Annotated in this window: 26 protein-coding genes; 14 read left to right on the top strand and 12 right to left on the bottom strand. The window is 37.5% G+C overall.

Annotated features, from left to right (window positions below; genetic code table 11):
* Positions 1–292: 292 nt before the first annotated feature.
* A complete protein-coding gene (locus GKP30_RS08525) occupies positions 293–565 on the bottom strand; it encodes an HU family DNA-binding protein (protein ID WP_209122946.1) in 273 nt (90 codons plus the stop codon).
* A 133-nt stretch (positions 566–698) separates the two neighbouring features.
* On the bottom strand, positions 699–1238 hold the full coding sequence (gene pssA / locus GKP30_RS08520) for a CDP-diacylglycerol--serine O-phosphatidyltransferase (protein ID WP_216829010.1): 540 nt from the start codon (positions 1236–1238) through the stop codon (positions 699–701).
* A gap of 121 nt (positions 1239–1359) precedes the next feature.
* On the opposite strand from pssA, the gene GKP30_RS08515 reads away from it, so the two are divergent.
* From GKP30_RS08515 to GKP30_RS08500, 4 genes are all read left to right on the top strand, one after another.
* Positions 1360–2157, top strand: a complete 798-nt coding sequence (locus GKP30_RS08515; RefSeq protein ID WP_216829009.1) for a phosphatidylserine decarboxylase — start codon at positions 1360–1362, stop codon at positions 2155–2157.
* Entirely contained in the window at positions 2157–3281 is a 1125-nt protein-coding gene (locus tag GKP30_RS23750; protein ID WP_216829008.1) for a CdaR family transcriptional regulator, read from the top strand. Before GKP30_RS08515 ends, GKP30_RS23750 begins: the two co-directional genes overlap by 1 nt.
* A gap of 160 nt (positions 3282–3441) precedes the next feature.
* Positions 3442–4854 (top strand): glycolate oxidase subunit GlcD, encoded by a 1413-nt coding sequence (glcD, locus tag GKP30_RS08505; protein WP_216829007.1) that lies wholly within the window; start codon positions 3442–3444, stop codon positions 4852–4854.
* Complete coding sequence (locus GKP30_RS08500) at positions 4851–6185, top strand: (Fe-S)-binding protein (protein ID WP_216829006.1); 1335 nt, start codon at positions 4851–4853, stop codon at positions 6183–6185. The genes glcD and GKP30_RS08500 overlap by 4 nt, the downstream gene beginning before the upstream one ends.
* Before the next feature lie 525 nt (positions 6186–6710).
* Here the strand turns inward: GKP30_RS08500 and mnhG are convergent.
* Genes mnhG through GKP30_RS08465 form a run of 7 tightly spaced genes read right to left on the bottom strand, consistent with a single transcriptional unit; the run spans position 6711 to position 12474 of the window.
* Positions 6711–7079, bottom strand: a complete 369-nt coding sequence (gene mnhG / locus GKP30_RS08495; RefSeq protein ID WP_216829005.1) for a monovalent cation/H(+) antiporter subunit G — start codon at positions 7077–7079, stop codon at positions 6711–6713.
* A complete protein-coding gene (locus GKP30_RS08490; RefSeq protein WP_216829130.1) occupies positions 7054–7335 on the bottom strand; it encodes a Na(+)/H(+) antiporter subunit F1 in 282 nt (93 codons plus the stop codon). Before GKP30_RS08490 ends, mnhG begins: the two co-directional genes overlap by 26 nt.
* Positions 7335–7811 carry a Na+/H+ antiporter subunit E gene (locus GKP30_RS08485; protein WP_216829004.1) on the bottom strand — a complete coding sequence of 159 codons (477 nt, stop codon included), beginning with the start codon at positions 7809–7811 and terminating at the stop codon, positions 7335–7337. The genes GKP30_RS08490 and GKP30_RS08485 overlap by 1 nt, the downstream gene beginning before the upstream one ends.
* 5 nt (positions 7812–7816) lie before the next feature.
* Positions 7817–9298, bottom strand: a complete 1482-nt coding sequence (locus GKP30_RS08480; protein WP_216829003.1) for a Na+/H+ antiporter subunit D — start codon at positions 9296–9298, stop codon at positions 7817–7819.
* Entirely contained in the window at positions 9291–9629 is a 339-nt protein-coding gene (locus GKP30_RS08475) for a Na(+)/H(+) antiporter subunit C (RefSeq protein ID WP_216829002.1), read from the bottom strand. The genes GKP30_RS08480 and GKP30_RS08475 overlap by 8 nt, the downstream gene beginning before the upstream one ends.
* Positions 9629–10054: a Na(+)/H(+) antiporter subunit B gene (locus tag GKP30_RS08470; RefSeq protein ID WP_216829001.1), complete on the bottom strand. Its 426-nt coding sequence runs from the start codon at positions 10052–10054 to the stop codon at positions 9629–9631. The genes GKP30_RS08475 and GKP30_RS08470 overlap by 1 nt, the downstream gene beginning before the upstream one ends.
* Positions 10051–12474: a Na+/H+ antiporter subunit A gene (locus GKP30_RS08465; protein ID WP_216829000.1), complete on the bottom strand. Its 2424-nt coding sequence runs from the start codon at positions 12472–12474 to the stop codon at positions 10051–10053. Before GKP30_RS08465 ends, GKP30_RS08470 begins: the two co-directional genes overlap by 4 nt.
* 538 nt (positions 12475–13012) lie before the next feature.
* Here GKP30_RS08465 and GKP30_RS08460 point away from each other — a divergent pair.
* Positions 13013–13216 (top strand): hypothetical protein, encoded by a 204-nt coding sequence (locus GKP30_RS08460; RefSeq protein WP_216828999.1) that lies wholly within the window; start codon positions 13013–13015, stop codon positions 13214–13216.
* Positions 13217–13351: 135 nt separating this feature from the next.
* Here the strand turns inward: GKP30_RS08460 and sda are convergent, their stop codons facing one another.
* Positions 13352–13492 (bottom strand): sporulation histidine kinase inhibitor Sda, encoded by a 141-nt coding sequence (sda, locus tag GKP30_RS08455; RefSeq protein WP_216828998.1) that lies wholly within the window; start codon positions 13490–13492, stop codon positions 13352–13354.
* A gap of 715 nt (positions 13493–14207) precedes the next feature.
* On the opposite strand from sda, the gene yqeH reads away from it, so the two are divergent.
* Genes yqeH through GKP30_RS08420 form a run of 7 tightly spaced genes read left to right on the top strand, consistent with a single transcriptional unit; the run spans position 14208 to position 18767 of the window.
* Positions 14208–15314 carry a ribosome biogenesis GTPase YqeH gene (yqeH, locus tag GKP30_RS08450; protein WP_216828997.1) on the top strand — a complete coding sequence of 369 codons (1107 nt, stop codon included), beginning with the start codon at positions 14208–14210 and terminating at the stop codon, positions 15312–15314.
* A 15-nt stretch (positions 15315–15329) separates the two neighbouring features.
* A complete protein-coding gene (aroE, locus tag GKP30_RS08445; protein WP_216828996.1) occupies positions 15330–16169 on the top strand; it encodes a shikimate dehydrogenase in 840 nt (279 codons plus the stop codon).
* Between the two features lie 4 nt (positions 16170–16173).
* Entirely contained in the window at positions 16174–16467 is a 294-nt protein-coding gene (gene yhbY, locus GKP30_RS08440) for a ribosome assembly RNA-binding protein YhbY (protein WP_216828995.1), read from the top strand.
* 26 nt (positions 16468–16493) lie between these two features.
* Positions 16494–17090 carry a nicotinate-nucleotide adenylyltransferase gene (locus GKP30_RS08435; RefSeq protein WP_216828994.1) on the top strand — a complete coding sequence of 199 codons (597 nt, stop codon included), beginning with the start codon at positions 16494–16496 and terminating at the stop codon, positions 17088–17090.
* Positions 17059–17631 (top strand): bis(5'-nucleosyl)-tetraphosphatase (symmetrical) YqeK, encoded by a 573-nt coding sequence (yqeK, locus tag GKP30_RS08430; protein WP_216828993.1) that lies wholly within the window; start codon positions 17059–17061, stop codon positions 17629–17631. The genes GKP30_RS08435 and yqeK overlap by 32 nt, the downstream gene beginning before the upstream one ends.
* Before the next feature lie 8 nt (positions 17632–17639).
* Positions 17640–17993 carry a ribosome silencing factor gene (gene rsfS / locus GKP30_RS08425; RefSeq protein ID WP_216828992.1) on the top strand — a complete coding sequence of 118 codons (354 nt, stop codon included), beginning with the start codon at positions 17640–17642 and terminating at the stop codon, positions 17991–17993.
* Between the two features lie 21 nt (positions 17994–18014).
* Positions 18015–18767, top strand: a complete 753-nt coding sequence (locus GKP30_RS08420; RefSeq protein ID WP_216828991.1) for a class I SAM-dependent DNA methyltransferase — start codon at positions 18015–18017, stop codon at positions 18765–18767.
* A gap of 43 nt (positions 18768–18810) precedes the next feature.
* Here the strand turns inward: GKP30_RS08420 and comER are convergent, their stop codons facing one another.
* Together comER and GKP30_RS08410 are read right to left on the bottom strand one after the other, a co-directional pair.
* A complete protein-coding gene (gene comER / locus GKP30_RS08415) occupies positions 18811–19647 on the bottom strand; it encodes a late competence protein ComER (protein ID WP_216828990.1) in 837 nt (278 codons plus the stop codon).
* Between the two features lie 127 nt (positions 19648–19774).
* Positions 19775–20029 carry a DUF2533 family protein gene (locus GKP30_RS08410; protein WP_216828989.1) on the bottom strand — a complete coding sequence of 85 codons (255 nt, stop codon included), beginning with the start codon at positions 20027–20029 and terminating at the stop codon, positions 19775–19777.
* A 33-nt stretch (positions 20030–20062) separates the two neighbouring features.
* Here GKP30_RS08410 and GKP30_RS08405 point away from each other — a divergent pair, with 33 nt between their 5' ends.
* Both GKP30_RS08405 and GKP30_RS08400 read left to right on the top strand, forming a co-directional pair.
* A complete protein-coding gene (locus GKP30_RS08405; RefSeq protein WP_216828988.1) occupies positions 20063–20680 on the top strand; it encodes a helix-hairpin-helix domain-containing protein in 618 nt (205 codons plus the stop codon).
* A 113-nt stretch (positions 20681–20793) separates the two neighbouring features.
* Positions 20794–22080: a homocysteine synthase gene (locus GKP30_RS08400; RefSeq protein WP_216828987.1), complete on the top strand. Its 1287-nt coding sequence runs from the start codon at positions 20794–20796 to the stop codon at positions 22078–22080.
* The last annotated feature ends 559 nt before the right edge of the window (positions 22081–22639 follow it).

Raw genomic sequence — 22639 nt, 5'->3', positions numbered from 1 at the left:
AATATTATTACCTTCTAAGGATGAGAGATTACTAGAATAAGGACTGCAAATCCTTAATAGATCAAGGGATATTATGGTAAAAAGAAAAAATCGACGAAAAGATTAAAAGTGATGAAACCTTAAGTTGTAAGGGGGGAGCATTAGAATGAGAAATTAAAATAATGTGCCGAGGTTTCGGCATAAATGGACGAAACCTCGGTGAAAGTAGCCAATTGAATTCATTAGGGGGAATTTTATAACAAACAAAAAAAGCAATGGAGCTTGTCCATTACTTTTTCATCTAAATATAAAATTAGTTTACAGCGTCTTTTAATTGTTTACCAGGTTTGAACGCAGGGTTTTTAGTAGCTGGAATTTCAATCTCTTCGCCAGTTTGTGGGTTACGTCCTTTACGTGCAGAACGCTCACGTACTTCAAAGCTTCCAAATCCAACTAACTGAACTTTTCCACCATCTTTTAATGCGTCAGTAATACTCTCAAATACAGCGTCTACTGCTTTCGCTGCGTCCTTTTTAGATAATTCTGCTTGTTCAGCAACTGAATTAATTAAATCTGTCTTGTTCATGGAAAAACTCCCTTTCATTACTATAAATAATTGCCTGCATCTCAAATTTAATCGTGAAAACCTTGTAGTGTCAAGACTTTAGAGAGAATTTCATGAAAAAATGCCATTTTTTTCTCGTTTTTTTGATAAAATTCTATACTTTTTTTATTTTAAACGTACCAATCATTAGAAATGCTAGAATTAAAGTTAGGAACATAAAGACATATTCAGGGATGAAACCAATAAGTAAGAAACTTAATGTTAATAGGAGACCCGCTGCTGTTATTGGTAGTCCAACAAAAAAGCCATTCGTTTCCATAACGTTAAATCGTGCAAGTCGAATCGCTCCGCAAGCAATAAAAATAATGGCGAAAAATGCACCTGGCATCCCAAATGTAATTAGAATTCCTTGGTATAATAAAAGGGCAGGAGCTACACCAAATGAAATGATATCACTAAGTGAATCCAATTGTTTTCCAAGTTCTGAAGTAATATTCATTTTTCGAGCGACCATCCCGTCGAGACGATCGAATACGCCAGCGATGGTAATAAGTAATAAACTAGTCCTTAGTTCTCCTTGTAAAACAAATAAAATCGCCATAGCACCTAATCCTAAATTAATTAATGTAATTAAGTTCGCTGCTTGACTTTTTATTTTCTTAAAAGATTGATCCAAGTGGTGTAATAAAAACATAACTTCACTCCTTAAGTTTATGTAAAAATGGAGTAGATATTGAATTGTCTTAAAATTTTATGATATCATAAAGGACTGTCGCCTACTAGAGAAAAAAGTAATATCTATTCGGAGGTATTCTGTGAAAAAGCAATTATATCGAACGTTTGTAGAATTATCAGGAAATCGTTTCAATTCACATTTGTTACGCACATTTACGACTTCTCGTTTAAGTAAAGGAATCAACCGTTCTTTTACTAAAGTTTACAATTTAAATATAGATGAAATGGAAAAACCACTACATGAATATAAAAGCTTACATGAATTGTTTACGAGACGACTAAAAGAGGGGACTCGACCAGTAGATCCTGATGAACGCGTTCTCGTAAGTCCAGTTGACGGTATACTTGCTCATGTTGGACCATTGAATGAGCAGTCTGCTTTCCGTGTGAAAGGCCAAGATTATACACTTGAAGAAATGCTCGGTAGTTCAAATAAGAGCCAAATGTATTGTGGAGGTACGTTTGTTATTCTTTATTTAAGTCCTAGTCATTATCACCGTATTCATAGTCCAATTTCTGGGCGAGTCCTTGAGCGCTGGTATCTAGGTCGAAAATCGTATCCAGTTAACCGCCAAGGGTTAGAGTATGGAAAGCGACCGTTATCTAAAAATTATCGCCATATTACCGAAATTGACGTAAATGAAAAACGGATGGCGATTGTTAAAGTTGGGGCATTAAATGTAAATAGCATTGAGGTTACCCATCATGAAGAAGAGGTGACTAAAGGAACGGAAATCGGCTATTTTACGTTTGGTTCAACGGTCATTCTTTTATTTGAACAAGGCTTAGTCGATATCGATCCACAGCTACAATGCCCTACAGATGTAAAAGTAGGTATGAGAATAGGTACACTACATACAACAAAGGATGAAAAGTAGTGAAACTTCTTTCGCTATTAGCCCAACGGATCGTAAATGAAGTTACGAAAGTCATTGATGAAGAGGTTATTGTTGTTAATGATGATGGTACGATCATTGCGAGTAGTGATCGTCAACGGGTTGGTACTTTTCATGAAGGTGCTTTACGAGTTTTTCATTCAAGAGAAAAGATGGAAATTACTGAAGCTGATGTTCATATGCTCCAAGGTGTAAAAGCGGGATTGAATTTACCGATCTTTTTTCAAAATGACGTCATTGGTGTCATTGGGATCACAGGTGACCCACGAACGGTAGCTCCATTTGGCGAGCTAATTCAACGGATGACAGAACTTATAATTCAAGAAGCACATTCTGCTGAGAAGTTAAACACTGAAGTCCGAGGAATTGAAGCATTCGTATATGAGTGGTTACATAACCGTGAGTTTGATGAAGGTTTTCACGCACGTGGTGAGTTGTTAGGGCTCGCAATGGAACTTTCAAGAATATGTGTCTTAGTCGAACTAAAGAGTAAGAATGAAGAAGACCTTCATTTACTAGAAAAGGAAACCTATGAACGCTTGCGACTGTTGTTCCCTGATCAAGCTAAAGATACAATTATACGAGCTGGACAAGGCCGGATTTTGCTCTTGAAAGGTCTTAAACATTTAAAAGATGAAGAAACTTTTCTACAGGGTGTGCAATCATCAAGAAAGCAATTAGAACAGTTAACCCAAACTACCATTTTTATCGGTATTGGTACAAGACAATCACCAGAGTTAGTATTAAAGTCATATAGTGAAGCAAAGAGAGCCTTACAGACGGCTTCTAGTGCTACTCCAGTCGTTTTTTATGAACAGTTAACGTTAGAAGGTATACTTGCTGAAATAAGCCTAGAAATGAAGCTTGAAGTGGTAGAAAAGGTCTTAGGTAAAATATCTGATGATACCGAGCTCATGGAAACATTAGAAACGTATTTTCATTATCATATGTCTTTAAAGGACACGGCAGAACACCTTCATATTCATATTAATACACTTCATTACAGATTAAAGCGAATGAATGAACGGTTGGGTGGCAATCTGAAAGATCCTAAATTTCTCGCCACTTGTTACATTGCTTACATGTTCTGGAAAGAAACTAGATAAACATACAAAAAGGTACAGATAATCCTTGTTTAACTTTGTGTTTTTACACATAGATCAATAAGGGTTATTTTTTTATAATTAAAGGTAGAAAAAATGATCAGATGACCTGATTAGATGAAATCTTGCATAGAACAATATGTTCATGAACAGGGGGATTATTATGTTACGTGCGGAAGTTAAAGAGAAACTAGTCCAAATTGTCGGACCTAAAAATCTATTAGACTCACAAGAAAGTTTACTTGTGTATTCATATGACGCGACACCGAATTATCAAGCGATGCCTGATGCGGTTATTAAACCGAGAAATACGAAGGATGTTCAAGAGATTGTAAAGGTTTGTAATGAGTACAAGGTGCCGATTGTTCCTCGTGGTTCAGGTACGAATCTTTGTGCAGGTACTTGTCCTTTAGAGGGCGGTATTGTCATGCTGTTCACACATATGAATAAAATCTTAGAAATTGATGAAGAAAATCTAACTGTAACGGTTCAACCAGGAGTCATTACGCTCGATATGATTAATGCTGTTGAAGCAAAAGGGCTATTTTATCCACCAGACCCAAGTTCAATGAAAATCTCAACGATCGGTGGAAATATCAATGAAAATTCAGGCGGTCTTCGTGGCTTAAAGTACGGGGTAACGCGTGATTACGTCATTGCTTTAGAAGTTGTGTTACCAAACGGAGATGTCATCCGTACGGGTGGAAAGCTTGCTAAAGATGTTGCAGGCTATGATTTTACGAGATTAATGGTAGGAGCGGAAGGAACGCTAGGGGTCATCACGGAAGCAACATTAAAGCTTATCCCAATTCCTGAAACGAAAAAGACGATGCTCGCTCTTTTTGATTCTCTAGAGGCTTCAGGAGCAGCAGTCTCATCGATTATTGCCAATAAGATTATTCCAGCAACTCTCGAGTTTATGGATCAAAGTACGTTAGAAGTGGTAGAGGACTTCGCTAAAATTGGATTACCAACGGATGTTGGTGCTGTACTATTAATTGAACAAGATGGACCACGTGAGGTAGTAGAGCGTGATATTGAAAAGATTGCTCAAATTTGCCGTGAGGAACAGGCGAAATCTGTTCAAATTGCACAGACAGCTGAAGAAGGATTAGCACTAGCGACAGCAAGACGAGCAGCGCTGTCAGCATTAGCACGTAAAAAGCCAACGACAATTTTAGAAGATGCTACAGTACCACGTTCAAAAATTGCAGAGATGGTAAAAGCCATCGATGAAATTGCAGAAAAGCATCAAGTGGAAATCTGTACGTTTGGCCATGCAGGAGATGGAAACTTACATCCAACATGTATGACAGATGCCCGTAATAAAGAAGAAATTGAACGTGTTGAAGAAGCGTTTGCTGATATTTTTGCTAAAGCGATAGAGCTAGGTGGCACGATTACAGGAGAGCATGGTGTAGGTGTGATGAAAGCTCCTTACCTTGCATGGAAGCTTGGTGAAGAGGGTGTTAATGCCATGAAAACATTGAAATTTGCTTTCGATCCAAATAACATCATGAACCCTGGTAAGGTGTTTGCGAAAGAGACGAAGAAACGGGTGATTGTACAACGATGAGTAAATTAACAGAAGAACAAAAAAATCAAACCGTTATTGAATTTCAAAAGCGTATGGATTATGACGAACTGTTAAACTGTATGCGCTGTGGTTTCTGTCTACCAACATGTCCTACTTATGGCGATGATCAAAATGAAGCAGCGTCGCCACGCGGACGTATTGCGTTAATGAAAGCAGTTGTCGATGGAAAAATGGAGCCAGATGAAGACTTTGAAAAGCAATTAAACTTATGCCTTGGATGTCGTGCCTGTGAAACGGCGTGTCCATCTGGAGTTAAATATGGACATCTATTAGAAGAAGCGCGGGACATTTTAAATACAACGAAAAAACACAGCATGCCTGTTCGTGTCATTCGCAAAACGGTGTTCGAACAATTATTTCCTTATCAAAACCGGATGCGCTCTTTAAACAGCCTCCTCTGGGTCTACCAAAAGTCTGGTGTGCAAAAAGTCGTTCAAACAACAAATATCTTAAAATTAATGCCAGGTAGTATGGCAACGATGGAAAAAGTTCTTCCACAAATTCCATCACCTAAAGCGATGAAAAACCGCCCAACTCATGTTGAGGCAGAAGGTGTGACGAAGAAACGTGTAGCCTTCTTTTCTGGTTGCCTTATGGATACGATGTTTATGGAAACAAACGACTCGACGCTATTCTTATTAAAGAAAGCTGGTTGCGAAGTCGTCATTCCACAAAATCAAGGATGTTGCGGAGCGTTACATGCTCATAGCGGTGAAAAAGACCAAGCGAAAGAAATGGCCAAGAAAAATATTGTCGCTTTTGAAAATGAGCAAATCAATTATATTATTTCTAATGCTGGGGGCTGTGGAGCGTTATTAGTAGAATACGATCATCTATTAAAAGACGAACCAGATTGGGTGGAACGAGCGCAACGCTTTGCTAGAAGTGTAAAAGACATTTCTGAAATTCTAGTTGAAGTGGGAATGCCTAAAATGAAGCTCCCAGAACAGGTTGTAACGTATCAAGACTCTTGTCACCTACGCAATGTAATGAAAACAGCTTCAGCGCCACGTAAGCTACTACAGTTAATCGAAGGCGTTGAATTTAGAGAAATGACCAATGCCGATCATTGCTGTGGATCTGCGGGGATCTACAATATCATTCAGCCGCAAATGGCTAATGAGATTTTAGACTATAAAATGGAGCAAGCAAAGCATACAAAGGCTCAAACAATTGTAACTGCCAACCCTGGCTGTCTGTTACAAATGAAAGCTGGAGTAGAGCGCGAGAAGCTAACAAAAGAAGTAACTGCTGTACACATTGTCGATCTGCTAGCTGACGCAGTAAAGTATGCAGAACAGCACAAATAACTGAAAAGATTAATAATGTCCGTAAAGCCTGGTTTTGCTCTTGCTGAGTAAAACTGGGCTTAATGTGTTGATGCTGGTGAGAGAGTGGAGCGGTAATCAAAGAGGAGCAATGGTGCCCGCAAGAGGGAAAAAGAGAAAGGAGCGGTAACCAAAGAGGAGCAATGGTGCCCGCAAGAGGGAAAAAGAGGAGAGAGCGGTAATCAAAGAGGAGCAATGGTGCCCGTAAGAGGGAAAAAGAGGAGAGAGCGGTAACCAAAGAGGAGCAATAGTACCCGCAAGAGGGAAAAAGAGAAAGGAGAGGTAATCCAAGAGGAGCAATGGTGCCCGTAAGAGGAAAAAAGAGGAGAGAGCGGTAACCAAAGAGGAACAATGGTGCCCGTAAGAGGAAAAAAGAGAAAGGAGCGGTAACCAAAGTGGACAATGCTAACAGAGCTACCCCTAGATTGACACTAGCAATTAATCTCACTCCTGTACTCTCTCAAATAGGCTTCTTTTCCCAAAAAAAAGCTAAAGGAGAAATCTCCTTTAGCTTTTTGCACGAGTCTTTTTCTTGTCTTTTTCCATCTTCGCTTTAAGATCATCTTGAATGCTATGTTCCCAAAGGGGGACACCGATACGATAGGCTGATCTAGACATCATAAGTCCAGCAACAGGTGCTGTTAAGAATACGAAAAGGATTGTTAGTAAGATTTTTGCAACAAATAGTTGTTCCTTAAAGAGAAAGAACAAGAAGGTTGCTGTCATGATTAAAATAACGCCTAATGTCGCACTCTTTGTAGCCGCGTGTAAGCGTCCGTATACATCAGGGAAGCGTATCATACCCACTGCCCCTAAAAGGCTTAGAAGGCCCCCTAATAGGACGAATAGGCTAATTACTATCTCGATCAAAGACAACACCCCTTTCTAAAAACTTGGCTAGTGCAATGGAACCGACAAATGCAAGAATACTTAGGACAAGAATTATTTCTGCATAAGCTGTTGTTTCTTGAATAATCATGAGGATCCCAACAAAGCCAATTAAGTTAATACCAAATGTATCTAATGCGACGACACGGTCAGACATGGTAGGTCCAATAATCGCTCGAATGAAGCAAACGAATAGTGAAATTGACATGATGATGAGTACAATTTGTAATACAGTTTGCAGCATCAATGGGTCACCTCCATGATGGCTTTTTCAAACGTATTTTGAATTTGTTTAATCATTTCTTCTTTATCAGGAACATGGATCGAGTGGATATAAAGAATTTTATTATCATCCGAGAAATCCATCGATAATGTACCAGGTGTTAACGTGATGAGGGAAGCAAGTAATGTTAATTCCCAATCAGTTTTTAATTTGGTAGGTACTGCAATAATTCCAGGCTGAATATTCATTTTAGGGCTCAATACGATCTTAATAACATCCCAATTGGCTAGAATTAATTCTTTACTAAACAATAAGATTAGCTTGATTATTGCAACCACACGTCTGAAATAGAAATCGAATTTAAGAAAACGTCTGAGTACAAATAGTATAAATAAACCAACTACATAACCGATTAAAAAGTCGACCCAGGTGTAGCTATTTTGCAAGAATACCCAAATGACGGCAATTACGAGATTTAATAGAATTTGAAAAGCCATAGCAACTACTCCTTAAGTACAGAATTAATATAAATCGAAGGATTTAAAAGCTCTTCTGCAACTTCTAATGAATATGAGAAGATCGGTTCTGCGAAGAAGCCTAACACAATCGTTAAAATGACCAAAGGAACAATTGGGAGAATTAACTTTCCAACCTTTTGTTTTGCTTGCTTTTCAGTCATCTTCTGCTCTCCCCAGAAAGCATAGATAAAGATTTTCATCATCGAGAAGAGGGTTAATAAACCTACGACTAAGGCGACAGTAACGATAACGTAACGTCCTTCTTCAAAGCCCGCAAGAATAAGGGCAAACTTACTGAAGAACCCACTAAGTGGTGGAATTCCTGCTAAAGAAATTGCAGAGATAAAGAACAACCAAGAAAGCCAAGGATGTGTTTTTAATATTCCACCCATCTCTTTTAAGTTCGTTGTACCTGTTAACTTTTGTGTAGCCCCTGCAAATAGGAATAGTGCAGCTTTTACGATAATGTGGTGAGCGATATAATAGATCGCACCTGCAATAGCAAGTGGTGTAAAAATACCGAGGCCCATTACCATGTAACCAACCTGACTAATGATGTGGTAGGAAAGGATACGTTTAAAATCAAATTGTGATACCGCACCTAATACCCCAAAGAACATTGTCAGTCCAGCTAAGATTAAAATGATCGTATGTGTAAAGCCAGGGTCATGATTAAAGATTAGTGTAAACGTTCGAATAATCGCATACATCCCAACCTTTGTTAACAATCCACCAAATAGTGCTGCAATCGCAGCAGGCGGGCCGTAGTAGGAGCGAGGTAACCAGAAATATAGTGGAAATAGAGCTCCCTTCATCCCAAATACAATTAGGAAGAGAATAGCTATAACATTCAATACACCTTGTTGCTCTAATAGAGCAACTTTAACAGCTAAATCTGCCATATTTAATGTTCCTGTTGCTGCGTAGATATAAGCAACACCAACAATAAACAGGATTGAAGCAAATATATTAATAGCTACATATTTTAATGATTCACGTAGCTGATATTTTGTCCCTCCAATTACGATTAAGATATATGATGCGATTAGCATGACCTCGAAGAATACGAATAAGTTAAACAAGTCACCTGTTAAAAACGCACCGTTTACCCCTGTTAAAAGGAAAAAATAAAACGGATAAAAGTAATATTTTTCACGTTCACTAGAAATCGTTTGAAAGGCAAAAAATAAACAGACAAGACCTACGATACTTGAAAGCACGACCATCATCGTAGCAAACATATCAGCAACCAGGATAATTCCAAACGGTGCTTGCCAATTCCCTAGCTCTAATGTTTGTATGCCTTCTTGATAGACTAAAACGGCTAAATAGATAGATATACCAAGAAGAGCAAAAACTGTAAACCCACTAATCACGCGTTGGAGCGTGTGCTTTTTTGCAAATAAGATGAGTACAGTACCGATGATAAATGGTATTAATATTGGTAATATTACTAAATTATTCATCGCCAGTTCCCCTTAATTTATCTAAATCATCTGTTTTGTGCTCTTTATACGTTCGATAAGCTAACACGAGTAAAAATGCCGTAACACCAAAGCTAATAACAATTGCTGTAAGAATTAAAGCTTGTGGCAGCGGGTCGGCATAGAAGGGAGCTTCTTCTCCTAGTAAAGGAGGAGCTCCTCTTTTTAACCCCGACATCGTCAATAACAATAGATGCGCACCGTGAGAAAGTAGCATTAATCCAAGAATTACTCGCAGTAAGCTTTTAGTTAAGATTAAATACGTACCAACCATAAAGAGGACACCAACTGTGATGGACATTAATATTTCCATTAAGCATCATCCTCCGCAATCGTTAAAATTATTAACAATGCAATACCGACTACAACTAGGTAAATGCCTAAATCAAACGGTAATGCAGTTGTTAAGTGAAATTCACCTAGAAACGGGACTGTAACATAACGATCAAATTGAGTTAAAAAAGGAAAACCAAGACCGATACTTCCAAGACCCGTAAAGATTGAGATTAATAATCCAACTGCAATCATATGAGTGAAGTTGAAAGGAATTGCTTTTTTTACACTTTTCATATCAAAACCTAAATACATAAGCAATAAAGCACTTGCCGTCATTAATCCACCAATAAATCCTCCACCGGGATTGTTATGACCAGCGAAAAATAAGTAGACAGAGAAGGCAAGAATAGTGAAAGTAACAATCCGAGTGATTGTGTGAAGCATTACATTGTTCGACCTCATACATCTTCCCTCCCAGTCATTCTTAGCTTAATAAGTGTAACGACTCCGAGTGCCGCAATTCCAAGTACGAGAACCTCTAGTAACGTATCAAGTCCACGGAAATCAACAAGGATGACGTTAACCATATTTTTACCAGCAGCTAAAGTATAAGAGTTTTCAACGAAGTATAGAGAAATCGGCTCAATACCATTTGACGTACTAAGAGCAAATGCACTGAATGCTGTAACTGTAATAAAAATACCAACAGCGACAGATATGATTAAGTTCACACCATTGAAGCGCGGAGTGAATTTTTCTTTTCTAAGCTCTGGTAAATGATAAAAGGCAAGTAATAAAAGAACAACCATTACCGTTTCAACAAGTAATTGCGTTAAAACTAAATCAGGAGCTCTAAATACTGCAAAGAATAGAGCTAATAAGAATCCAATTACCCCAACGATAATAATAGCGGTAATTCGATGGTTAATAAACGGAACTGCGAGCGTTGCTGCAATAAACACAAGGGTTAAGATCCACATATAAGGAGAAATAACAGCAACATTTGTTGTATCAATAGCAAATACATCGTACCTTACAAAAGTGTATCCGAGTAGAAGGACCGTAAATGTAATCATGTAAGCAAAATAATCACGCAATAACCCAGTCATTTGAATTTGAGTAACGCTAGTAGAGCCTTTAATTAATCCAACTAATGATTGATCGTAGAAATAGTTTAATGGATCGCGCTCTTTCAAATAAATGTTTAATTGCATCCACTTCTTCGCTGTCAGATAAATGAATATCCCAACACCGATAACCCCAATCGTCATGAGTAATTCAGTATTAAACCCATGCCAGTGATAGATATTGACATAAAAACGTTGGCCTTCATCTAATAAGCCTGGTAGGATAGCTGCCATTGCAGGCTCAATAATTGTGTAAGATAAAATGTTCGGGAAGAACCCAAAAATAACAACTAGTGATACTAAAATAATCGGACTGATTAACATGCCAATAGGTGCTTCGTGTACATGTTTCACATCAAGTTTTTCAGGCTGGAATTTACCAGTAAACGTTTTGAAGAACATGATCGTACAGTATACGAACGTGAAGACACTAGCAATCCAACCAATTACTGGGAATAGTAAGCCCCAAGTTTGCATATTAAAAATATCTAACTCAGATGCCCTAAGAATTCCAGTGAAGAACATTTCCTTACTTAAGAAACCGTTCAATGGAGGTAAACCTGCCATTGCTGCGAGACCAATTAATGAGATTGTAAAGGTAATAGGCATAATTGCCATTAATCCACCGAGTTTACGAATATCTCGTGTACCTGTTTCATGGTCAATAATCCCAACAGCCATAAACAAGCCACCCTTAAATGTCGCATGGTTAATTAAGTGGAAAACAGCCGCTAATGTTGCTGCAGAATAATAGAGAGCTGCTTCTGTACCTGTACCATAATATAAAGCAGCAGACCCTAAACCGAGTAAGGACATAATTAAACCAAGCTGGCTTATCGTTGAGAAAGCTAAAATGGATTTTAAATCTTTCTGACGAACGGCAGATACAGAGCCCCAAAGTAAGGTGAATATACCAAACGCTGAAACAATCCAAAACCATTCTGGTAGGCCACCAAATGCAGGTGTTAAGCGGGCAACAAGATAAATACCTGCTTTAACCATCGTCGCTGAGTGTAAGTATGCACTAACAGGTGTAGGTGCCTCCATCGCATCAGGTAACCAAATGTGGAAAGGAAACTGTGCTGACTTAGTGAAAGCCCCCAATAGAATGAGAAGCATTGCTGGTAAAATTAACGGATCGTTAGCAATGATCGCTGCTTGCTCAATAATGCCGCGGATACTGAACGTGTTTGTCATAACGTAAAGTAATGAGAAACCACCAAGCATTGCAAAGCCGCCAAATACAGTAATAAGCATTGATTTTTGTGCCCCGTATATGGACTTCTCACGGTGGAACCAATAACTAATTAATAGCGAAGAAGCTAAACTAGTTAATTCCCAGAAAACATATAAGACAATCAAGTTGTCAGAAATAACAACTCCAAGCATTGCCCCCATAAACATTAATAAATAAACATAGAAGTTATTTAGAGATTCAGTTTTCTTAGACAAGTAATAAATAGAATAAAGAACAACGAGTGAACCTATCCCAGTGATAAGTAGTAAAAAGAGTAAACTCAGTCCATCAACGTAAACAGTAAAGTTAATACCTAAAGAAGGTACCCATGGAACTGTATGTTTTACTACATCCCCATTCGAAGTGACTGGAAGAAACTGAATGAAATAAATAAATAGGAATACAGGTAATGCAAGTACGAACCAGCCCGTATGTATGTTTCGAAGATACTTATAAAGAAATGGAACAAGAATGGCTAGTAAGAATGGTGATATTGTAGCCCAGTGTAGAGCAGTCAATGTTTATTACCTCCTTAAATTATTTTTCGTGACATATCACAATTAAAGAGGCCGATCTATAGTGTTTAGCTTCTTATAAAGAAAACAAATAGTTGCTAGGGCACTTTGAACTAACTATTTATTTTTTAACTTGAGGAGCTCACCACTAATTTTGATACAGCCTCTTTAGAGAACACCGAATTAGCTATGTCATAGAGATACTTATCGAACACAAAAATTTACTTCAGTTTAAAACAGGTGCTTTCATAGTTGATGATATGCGGACATTACAAGGCTAAAACAAATTATATAATAAATTAAAAACACTTGCACCTTAGAAACCATAGCAAAACGATTAGTATTTATTGTTCTTTATAAATAAGTAGAAATTCGCAAAAACGGAAAAAAAAAATTTTTTTATGCGAGTAAAAACACTGGCAGTTTTCACAAAAAAGACAAAAATATGTAATTTTTTTCTAAGATCTATGTATATTTTTTAGATTTATTTTTCATTCTATAACTAACATCTATTTTCTTAGACGACACTGGAGTGAAAAAAATGAGACTTAGAAAAGGATTGGTTGCACTAGCGATCTTTACAATCATGTTTATCGGTGCATGGCAAGCCGATTCTCTAAATGATCGACTAATCCAAATGTATAATTTAGATGAAGAACATGAAAATATGGGGATTTTGGAGGCCCCTCGACAAGTGGAGCGAATCGAGCCATTTAGGCCAAGAGAATACATTAAAATCCGTTAGGAAAAGGGATATCCTGATTACGATAATTGGGTGTCCTCTTTCATGATGATTGATAAACAAGGGAATTAGTAACCTACAAAAAGCAGACCAACTCCTTATGAGTTGGTCTGTTGTGTTAATTTATACGATGTTGTTTTATGAAGTAAGTTTAATTTTGTCTGATAGAGATCGACGGTCAATTTCAAGTTTAATCAAGTAAATAAAATCTTCACTTAATTTAAGTTCAATAGCTTTGAAGTAAGTTTCAATTAAAAGATCATCTGATAGTTTCTTCATTAATAATTAACCTCCTTCAAAATGAAATAGGATAGTCGAGAGTAACAGTTTAAAAATTATTTTTTATGTATAAGGCATGTTATAGTAGTGAATTCATATACTAATAGGATTTCCAATGTGTTGTAACTTAATCCTATCATGTACAAAAAAATAGAACAACCGTTCGTTTTATCCACAATTAATCGTGGATAACTTGTTGATTACTTGTTTATAAATGTAAAAATTCCAGAATTTATAAGATGTTGATAGGTGTATAAAGTTATCCACAGTGTAGATAACAGCCAATTTTTGTCGAAAACTTTTTTTATTTTTTTGAAAAATAACGAATTTTTTCGGAATATCTCTAGTATTTTTATAATTTGTCCTTCACGCTATAGGCTGAAGGTTTTGTTCAAAAATTGGTCCAGTAGCAACAAAGTTAACGAAAACGGCTTGAATTTTATAATGAGCGTCAACTCCTTTATGCAAAATAATTGAATTCTAATGAAAAAAATTGTATACTTACGGTTTGATTAAAGGTATGGAACATTTATCCTTTAACAATAAATTGACAGGCTAGTAATGCTATACCCGAAAAGCAAAGAACTTACACTTTTTCCAAAAAATCATTACATATTAGAGGATAACAACATACTCGTTTCAAATAATACAAATAAGGAAAAGTGTTAAGAAAAAAGAAAAGATCACTTAACGTACGAACATTGGAGGATGAATAGTGGAAGAAAGAGATATTATTTGTGCTGGCTGCGGTGTAAAAGTTCAGACGACTGACAAAAGTCAACTTGGGTATGCTCCAACTTCAGCTTTAGAACGTGATGTAGTTATTTGTCAACGCTGCTTCCGTTTAAAACATTATAATGAAGTTCAGGATGTCGAATTAACTGATGATGATTTCTTAAAAATCTTAAATACATTAGGAAAAACAAATTCACTTATTGTTAAGATTGTAGATATTTTTGACTTTAATGGAAGTTGGTTACCTGGACTACACCGCTTTGTTGGGAATAATGACGTTCTTTTAGTAGGAAATAAAGTCGATTTACTACCGAAGTCGCTTAACAATAACAAGTTAATTAATTGGATGAAGAGATCATCTAAAGATTTAGGGTTAAAACCAATTGATGTAATGCTGATTAGTGCAGAGAAAGGACTTGGTGTTCTAGATGTTGCTAATCGTATTGAAGAACTTAGAAAAGGAAAGGATGTCTACGTTGTAGGTTGTACAAATGTTGGGAAGTCAACCTTCATCAACAGAATTATTAAAGAATTTGGTGGAGATGAGGAGCAGTTAATTACAACTTCCCATTTTCCAGGAACTACATTAGATATGATTGACATTCCGTTAGATGATGGTTCTGCACTTTATGATACACCTGGTATTATAAATCACCATCAAATTGCACATTACATTGATAAAAAAGAATTAAAAGTAATTACACCAAAAAAAGAAATCAAATCAATGGTATTTCAATTAAACGAAGAACAAACATTGTACTTTGGCGGGTTAGCGAGATTTGACTTTATAGAAGGTGAGAGAGGTTCATTTGTTTGTTACTTCTCGAATGAAATCAACATCCATCGAACGAAACTAGACAAAGCCGACGAGTTATATCAGAATCACTTAGGTGAATTGTTGTCACCCCCAGGCCCAGAAACAAAAGATAATTTACCTGAATTAGTGAAACATGACTTTTATATTAAAGAAAAAAGTGATATCGTCTTTTCAGGTTTAGGCTGGGTTGCAGTACACCAAGAAAATGTTCACGTCCAAGCATACGCTCCTAAAGGTGTAGGGGTAACAATTCGACCAGCGCTCATTTAAAAAGGGGAGAGAACGATGGGGAAATTATTTGGATTGCTAGGGAATCCTGTAAGTCATTCAATGTCACCAAGAATGCACAATGATGCTTTTCGAAGTTTAAACCTTGACCATCATTACCATGCATTTGATGTTAAAGTGTCAAACTTAGAGAGCGCTGTAAATGGAATTCGTGCACTAGATATAACTGGTTTTAATGTAACTATTCCTCATAAAGTCGAGGTCATGAAATATTTAGACGAAGTAGACGAGGAAGCAAAATTAATTGGAGCAGTTAATACCGTTGTCAATAAAGACGGAAGATTAATCGGTTATAATACAGACGGAGAAGGGTACTTGCAGTCATTACAAAAAATTACTGGGGAACAGCTACAACATATGAAAGTCTTAATAATCGGTGCAGGTGGAGCTGCCCGTGCTGTATTTACAGTACTTTCAAGATATGGTGTTCCTGAATTACACATTGCTAACCGCACGAAAGAAAAAGCAGCCATTCTAGCAAATGAATGTAACTGCGGAAATACGAATGTAATGGTTTGTTCAGTTGAAGAAGCTGCTATGTGTTTAGATATCTATGACCTAATCATAAATACGACTTCAGTTGGAATGAGTCCAAACATCGATCAATTACCGATTGATTTAGGAAACCTAAGAGTGGATTCAGTGGTAAGTGATTTAATCTACAACCCATTGAAGACAAAATTTTTGCAAGAGGCTGAAGCGAAAGGGGCAACCATTTTAAATGGAGTCGGAATGTTTGTGGGACAGGGGGCACTTGCCTTTGAAAAGTGGACAGGGCACTCGCCCGATCGCAGTAAAATGGAGAAAGTTGTATTACAACAATTAGGAGGATCATAAGTACATGTTAACAGGAAAACAAAAACGTTTCTTACGCTCAAAAGCACATCATCTTACACCAATTTTCCAAGTAGGAAAAGGTGGCGTGAATGAGAATATGATTAAACAAATTAATGATGCATTAGAAGCAAGAGAATTATTAAAAGTAAGTGTATTACAAAACTGTGAAGATGAAAAAGATGAAGTGGCGAACGATTTAAGCAAAGGAGCAAAAGCTGAACTTGTACAAGTGATTGGGAATACGATTGTATTGTATAAAGAATCTAAAGAAAATAAACAGCTGGAGCTCCCACAATAATAGAACAATAAAGGGGAGTAATGATTGTGCGAAAAATCGGTATTCTTGGAGGTACATTTGACCCTCCACATATCGGGCACTTACTTATTGCTCAAGAAGTATTAGAGCAATGTAAGTTAGATGAAATATGGTTTATGCCAGCAAATATTCCTCCCCATAAAAAAACGAACGATGTTTCATCTATTAATGACCGGATTGAAATGGTAACAAAAGCAATTGAAGGTAAAGAGCAATTTATTCTTTCTACTGTTGAGTTAGAACGAAATGGTCCATCCTATACGGTAGATACACTAAAAGAGCTAAAAACGAAGTTACCTGATGTGGAATTTTATTTTATTATCGGTGGAGATATGATTGAGCAGCTTCATACATGGGAGCGGATAGATGAGTTGTTTGAATATGTAACATTCGTTGGGCTGCAGCGCCCTGGCTACTCACAACCCACTATGTATGAAGACAAGATGAAATTATTAACGATACCACAGGTAGATATTTCTTCAACAGATATTAGAGAAAGACTTAAGAAGGGACGTAGTATTCGTTATTTTGTTCCTGAACAAGTCCGTCATTTTATTGAGGAGAGAGAGTTATATGGAACGAGCGCAAGCATTAGAAATCGTTAAGCCTCATTTGACTGATCACAGGTACACTCACACAATCGGAGTGATGGAAACAGCTATCCAATTGGCTAAGCAGCAAGGTATTGACGAAGAAAAAGCAGAGCTAGCTAGTATTTTTCACGATTACGCTAAATTTAGACCGAAAGATGAAATGCGTCAGCTTATAAGGGAACAAAACCTTGGAGATGACTTTCTGCACTATGGAAATGAATTATTACATGCCCCGTGTGGAGCCTATTGGGTAGAACATGAGGTTGGCATTAAAGATGATGAAATATTGTCTGCGATTCGTTACCATACAACGGGTAGACCAAATATGACAACATTAGAAAAGGTCGTTTTTTTAGCGGACTATATTGAACCTGGGAGACAATTTCCAGGTGTAGAAGAAGTAAGAGAAACAGCAGCAAACGATCTTAATTATGCTTGTATTATGTCATTGCGAAATACGATGACGTTCTTAATGAAAAAAAGTCAACTGATTTACCCTGATACATTAGCAGCTTACAATCAACTTTTAACTGAATGGAAAAAAGGGAGGTAATCATCTTAATGGATGTAAACAACGTATTAAAATTAGCTGTAAATGCAATTGATGATAAAAAAGCCGAGGACATAGTAGTTCTAAATATGAAGGGTGTTTCTTTAATTGCTGACTACTTTATTATTTGCCACGGTAATTCAGATAAACAAGTGCAGGCAATTGCACATGAATTAAAGAAAGTTGCTCAAGAAAACGGCATGGATTTAAAGCGCTTAGAAGGGTTTGAACAAGGACGTTGGGTTCTTGTTGACTTAAATGATATAGTTGTGCACGTGTTCCATCGTGATGAGCGTTCTTATTACAATTTAGAAAAGCTATGGGGCGACGCACAAGTAATGGAACTTGAAGGGGAACTACTGTAGTCTGTTAGGAAAGGAAAAAAGATGAACTACGAGCAGTTTGCTTACTTATATGATCAATTAATGAAGGATGCACCTTATGATGCATGGCTGACGTTTACTAAACAAAAGCTTCAAATGTATGCACCAGAAGCTAATGAAATATTAGATGTTGGTTGTGGTACCGGTGAGCTTCTTATCCGTTTAGCTAAAGAAGGTTTTCTAGTCACAGGTGTAGATTTATCAAGTGATATGTTAGTCGTTGCCAATAAAAAGCTGGAAGCAGCCAAGTTAACTGCGCGCTTATTTGAGCAGGATATGAGAGATCTCGAAGGACTTGGGGAATATGATGCTGTTCTTACGTATTGTGACAGCCTGAACTATTTAACAAATCCAAGAGATGTTCAAGCTGCGTTTTCAGCTTTTTACCAAAACTTAAAAGATAATGGCTTATTAATTTTTGATGTACATTCTTGTTTTAAGATGGACCATGTATTTGCAGGACAAGTTTTTGCTGACGACGAAGAAAGTATTTCGTATATTTGGAAGGCGTTTACAGGAGAGGTTCCACACAGCGTGGAGCACGACTTAACGTTTTTTGTTCAAAATGAAGATGAGACATATACAAGGCACGAAGAATTTCATGAACAGCGTACCTATCCTATTGAACAATATATTCAGTGGTTAGAAGAAGCTGGATTTTCTATTCTTGAAACTAGTGCAGATTTTGGTGTAAAGATTGCCGAAGCAAGCGAGAGAATTTTTTTTGTTGCGAGAAAAAAATCAGCAGGAATTTAACGATGAACAAAGAATAAGACAAGAGACGCATTAGTCTCTTGTCTTATTCTTTGTATGTTTTAGAAGAAAATTGTTGTTCAATCAATTCTTTATCTTCATAGTATTTAGCATGAGTTTGTTGAAAGAGATGATCAAACATTTGCCCGATTTCCTCTTCTAATACTTTAATTCCTTCACCAGTTATGCCCCCAGGTACACAGACTCTTTGTTGTAATGTAGGTAAAGTAAAAATCTCCTTTTCTAACAACTTCCCCATTCCGATAATCATGTTAGTTGCAAGTGTAGTTGCATCCTCTTCTGTAATTTCAGTTTGCCTTACCGCAGCATCCACAAATCGTTGCAAAATATAACTAAAAAAAGCAGGCCCACAACTAACAATATCTGAAGCGACTCTTGTAACGTTTTCTTCGATTTCAAGTGGATTAGATATGTTACTCAAAAGGGAGGTGAGTAGCTTTTTATCTTTAGTTGTACAGCGTTTCCCGAAGCTCAATAATGAAGGTCCGGCATGTGCTCGATTTAAAATGCTAGGAATGGCTCTGGCAACTTTACAATTGACCATTTGCTCCAATTGTTTTACAGAAATTGGACTCGTAATTGAAACGAGCAATTGATTGCTATAACAATCGGCTTGAATTGTCTCTAACAATGAGTAGAATTGTAAAGGTTTAACACAAATAAAAATGAGATCTGTTTGTTTTACTACATCATTTGGGGTTTCGCATATGTGAAGTGAATGATGTTTCTTCTCAATGACTTTTACTTTTTCTAAAGTACGATTATGAATGAACAGCTGGGATGGAGTGACAGCTTTTGCTTCAATTAAGGAATCAATTAAGATGGTTCCCATACTTCCTGTACCTATTATCCCAATATTCATGTTGCATCCCTCCTTTTCCTCACGCTGTGCTCACATAGGGGCTACAGAATGTCCTCTAGACAGTCTTTAACGTAAATATATGAGGGGGATAATCGTATTATGTTTGTTTTTCATTAATCGTTAGTTTTTAAGATCTCTCCGCAAATTCTTTAACCATTTCTTTTGTCACCGTTTTTCTGGTTGGAAAACCAAACTTCATTGCAATTCCGTTCATTTCATTTGTAATTTGATTAATTTCTGTTACAGAAAAATCAATACCTTTCTTTGCATCAGCAACTACTTTTTCGATTGTTGCTTCACGCATAGCGTCTAGTCTTTTGAATTCAGTTTGTCCATTTATATGGTTTTGAACTTGTTTAGATATCGCTAAATGTACACTCATGTTTAACATCCTTTCCTATAGCGAGGTGTAATGATGAAATTCTCCAAGCGTGAATTAGGGCTAATTACTATGATTGGAGTATTGCTTCTAGTAGTAAGTTTAAGCTTTATTTATCACTTTTACAACAACAACGATAACGAATTAGAAGAAATGAATTGGTACTTTGAAGGAGAGGAGACAAAAGAACAAGATGTCACTGAACAACAACAACAAATTATTATTGATTTAAAAGGGGAAGTGGCTTATCCAGGTGTATATGAACTCGAGGAGGGGCAGAGAATGAAAGACTTAATACAATTGGCAGGCGGCCTAACACCAGCTGCAGACGAAATGAAAATCAATTTGGCAGCAGTTCTTTCTGATGCGATAGTTGTTTATATCCCAAAAGTGGGTGAAGAGGAAGTACCTATGGTTGAAGCGATGATAGGAGGCAATCAAACGTCTACAAGTCAGGATGGAAAAGTAAATATTAATCAGGCGACTAGTGAGGAACTACAGCAACTTCCTGGCATTGGTCCAGCTAAAGCCGAGGCGATAATATCATATCGTGATGATAATGGACCTTTTCAAACGGTCGAAGATTTACAAAATGTATCAGGAATTGGACCGAAGTCTTTAGAAAAATTGAGAGATCATTTACAAATAAAATAAACTGACAGAAAACTCATAATACATTGACAAACAGAGGAGATAAAGGATATAATCAGCGCAAAATTCATATTTTCCTATCGGTTTTTTTAGGTGGGAGTGGGAGGAAGAAAAAAATGAGTGATAACAAGTGGTCTTTAGAAACGATAGCTGTTCATGGTGGACAAGAAGTAGATCCAACAACACAATCAAGAGCTGTGCCTATTTATCAAACGACATCGTACGGTTTTAAAAGTACTGAACATGCTGCAAATCTTTTTTCTTTATCAGAATTTGGGAATATCTATACTCGAATTATGAACCCTACACAAGATGTATTTGAGAAGAGAGTTGCGGAACTAGAAGGTGGAGTAGCTGCTTTAGCTACTGCAAGTGGGAGCTCTGCTATACATCTTGCTATCCTAAATATTTGTGAAAATGGCGATGAAATCGTCGCTTCTAGTGCATTATATGGCGGAACGTACAATCTATTTGTACATACGTTAAAAAAGATGGGGATTACAGTTCATCTTGTAGATGGTACAGATCCTGAAGCGTTTGAGCGTGCAATAACACCTAATACGAAATTACTTTACGGCGAAATGATTGGGAATCCACAAGGAGATATTCTTGACGTTGAAGCTGTAGCAGCAGTGGCTCATAAACATGGTGTTCCGCTCATGGTTGATGCGACTCTAGTAACACCAGCTTTATGTCGCCCGATTGAACATGGCGCTGACATTGTCGTTCATTCTGCAACTAAATTTATGGGTGGACATGGAACATCGATTGGCGGGGTTATCGTGGACGGTGGAAATTTCGACTGGGGTAATGGAAAGTTCCCTGGTTTATCAGAGCCTGACCCAAGTTATCACGGTTTAGTATATACAGAAGCTTTAGGAAATCTAGCATACATTATCAAAGCCCGAGTGCAATTATTACGTGATTTAGGACCTGCCATTGCACCGTTAAATTCATTCTTATTATTACAAGGCCTGGAAACGCTCCATTTACGTATGGAACGTCATTGCGAGAATGCAGAAAAAGTTGCTCAATTCCTAGACAATCATGAGCTTGTTGAATGGGTAAGCTATGCTGGTTTACCATCACATCGCTCATATGACTTAGCTAATAAGTACTTACCAAATGGTAAGGGGGCCATTCTTACATTTGGTATCAAGGGAGGTACTGACGAAGGAAAGAAATTCATTAATGCATTAGAATTACTTTCTCATGTTGCCAATGTTGGTGATGCTAAATCATTAGTCATTCACCCTGCTAGTACAACTCATCAGCAATTATCTGAAGCAGACCAGCGCTCAGCTGGAGTTTCTCCAGAGTTAATTCGTCTTTCTATTGGAATTGAGAACGTAAATGATATTATTAGTGATATTGAGCAAGCGCTCGTTAAAAGTCAAAGCTAAAGAGGAAGAGGCGATCTAGCATCGCCTCTTTATTTGAAGTTAAGAAAAAGTGTTGGAATCCAATGTGGGATTTTTCTTCTAATAAGGGCCTCTTAAGACTACTAAAATAAAAACATGCTCTAGCGCCACCTACATTATATGGCTGATCAAAGGTATTCGAGTCTCTATGCCGCTTCGGTCCATCAAACGTGCCCAAAGAGCAGGGCACGGATTGCTGGCTCTCCAGCGCTTGTCGCCGCTAACCAGGCACCTTCCGCTTTTCTATTCTAGCTCCAGCGCCCAGCGTCTAGTAGATTTCGCTCTCCTCCTTACGATAAGACAACATGGACTCGTTTGCACTCATCGTGTTTCCTTTATCTCATACGGAGGGCTCCAGTCTCTACGCCGCTAAACGGTCGCTTTCGCTTTTCTATGTCTAGCTGCAGGTGCCATCGGCTCGAGGTCGCTTCGATCCATCAACGTGTCCAAAACCAGGACACTAATGCTGGCTCTCCAGCGCTTGTCGCCGCTAACCAGGCACCTTCCGCTTTTCTATTCTAGCTCCAGCGCCCAGCGTCTA

Source organism: Alkalihalobacterium elongatum (assembly GCF_019024285.1).
GTDB classification, from domain to species: domain Bacteria; phylum Bacillota; class Bacilli; order Bacillales; family Bacillaceae_F; genus Alkalihalobacterium; species Alkalihalobacterium elongatum.
Note: the sequence above shows the minus strand (reverse complement) of the source record. Positions and strands in the feature narration are given on the sequence as shown.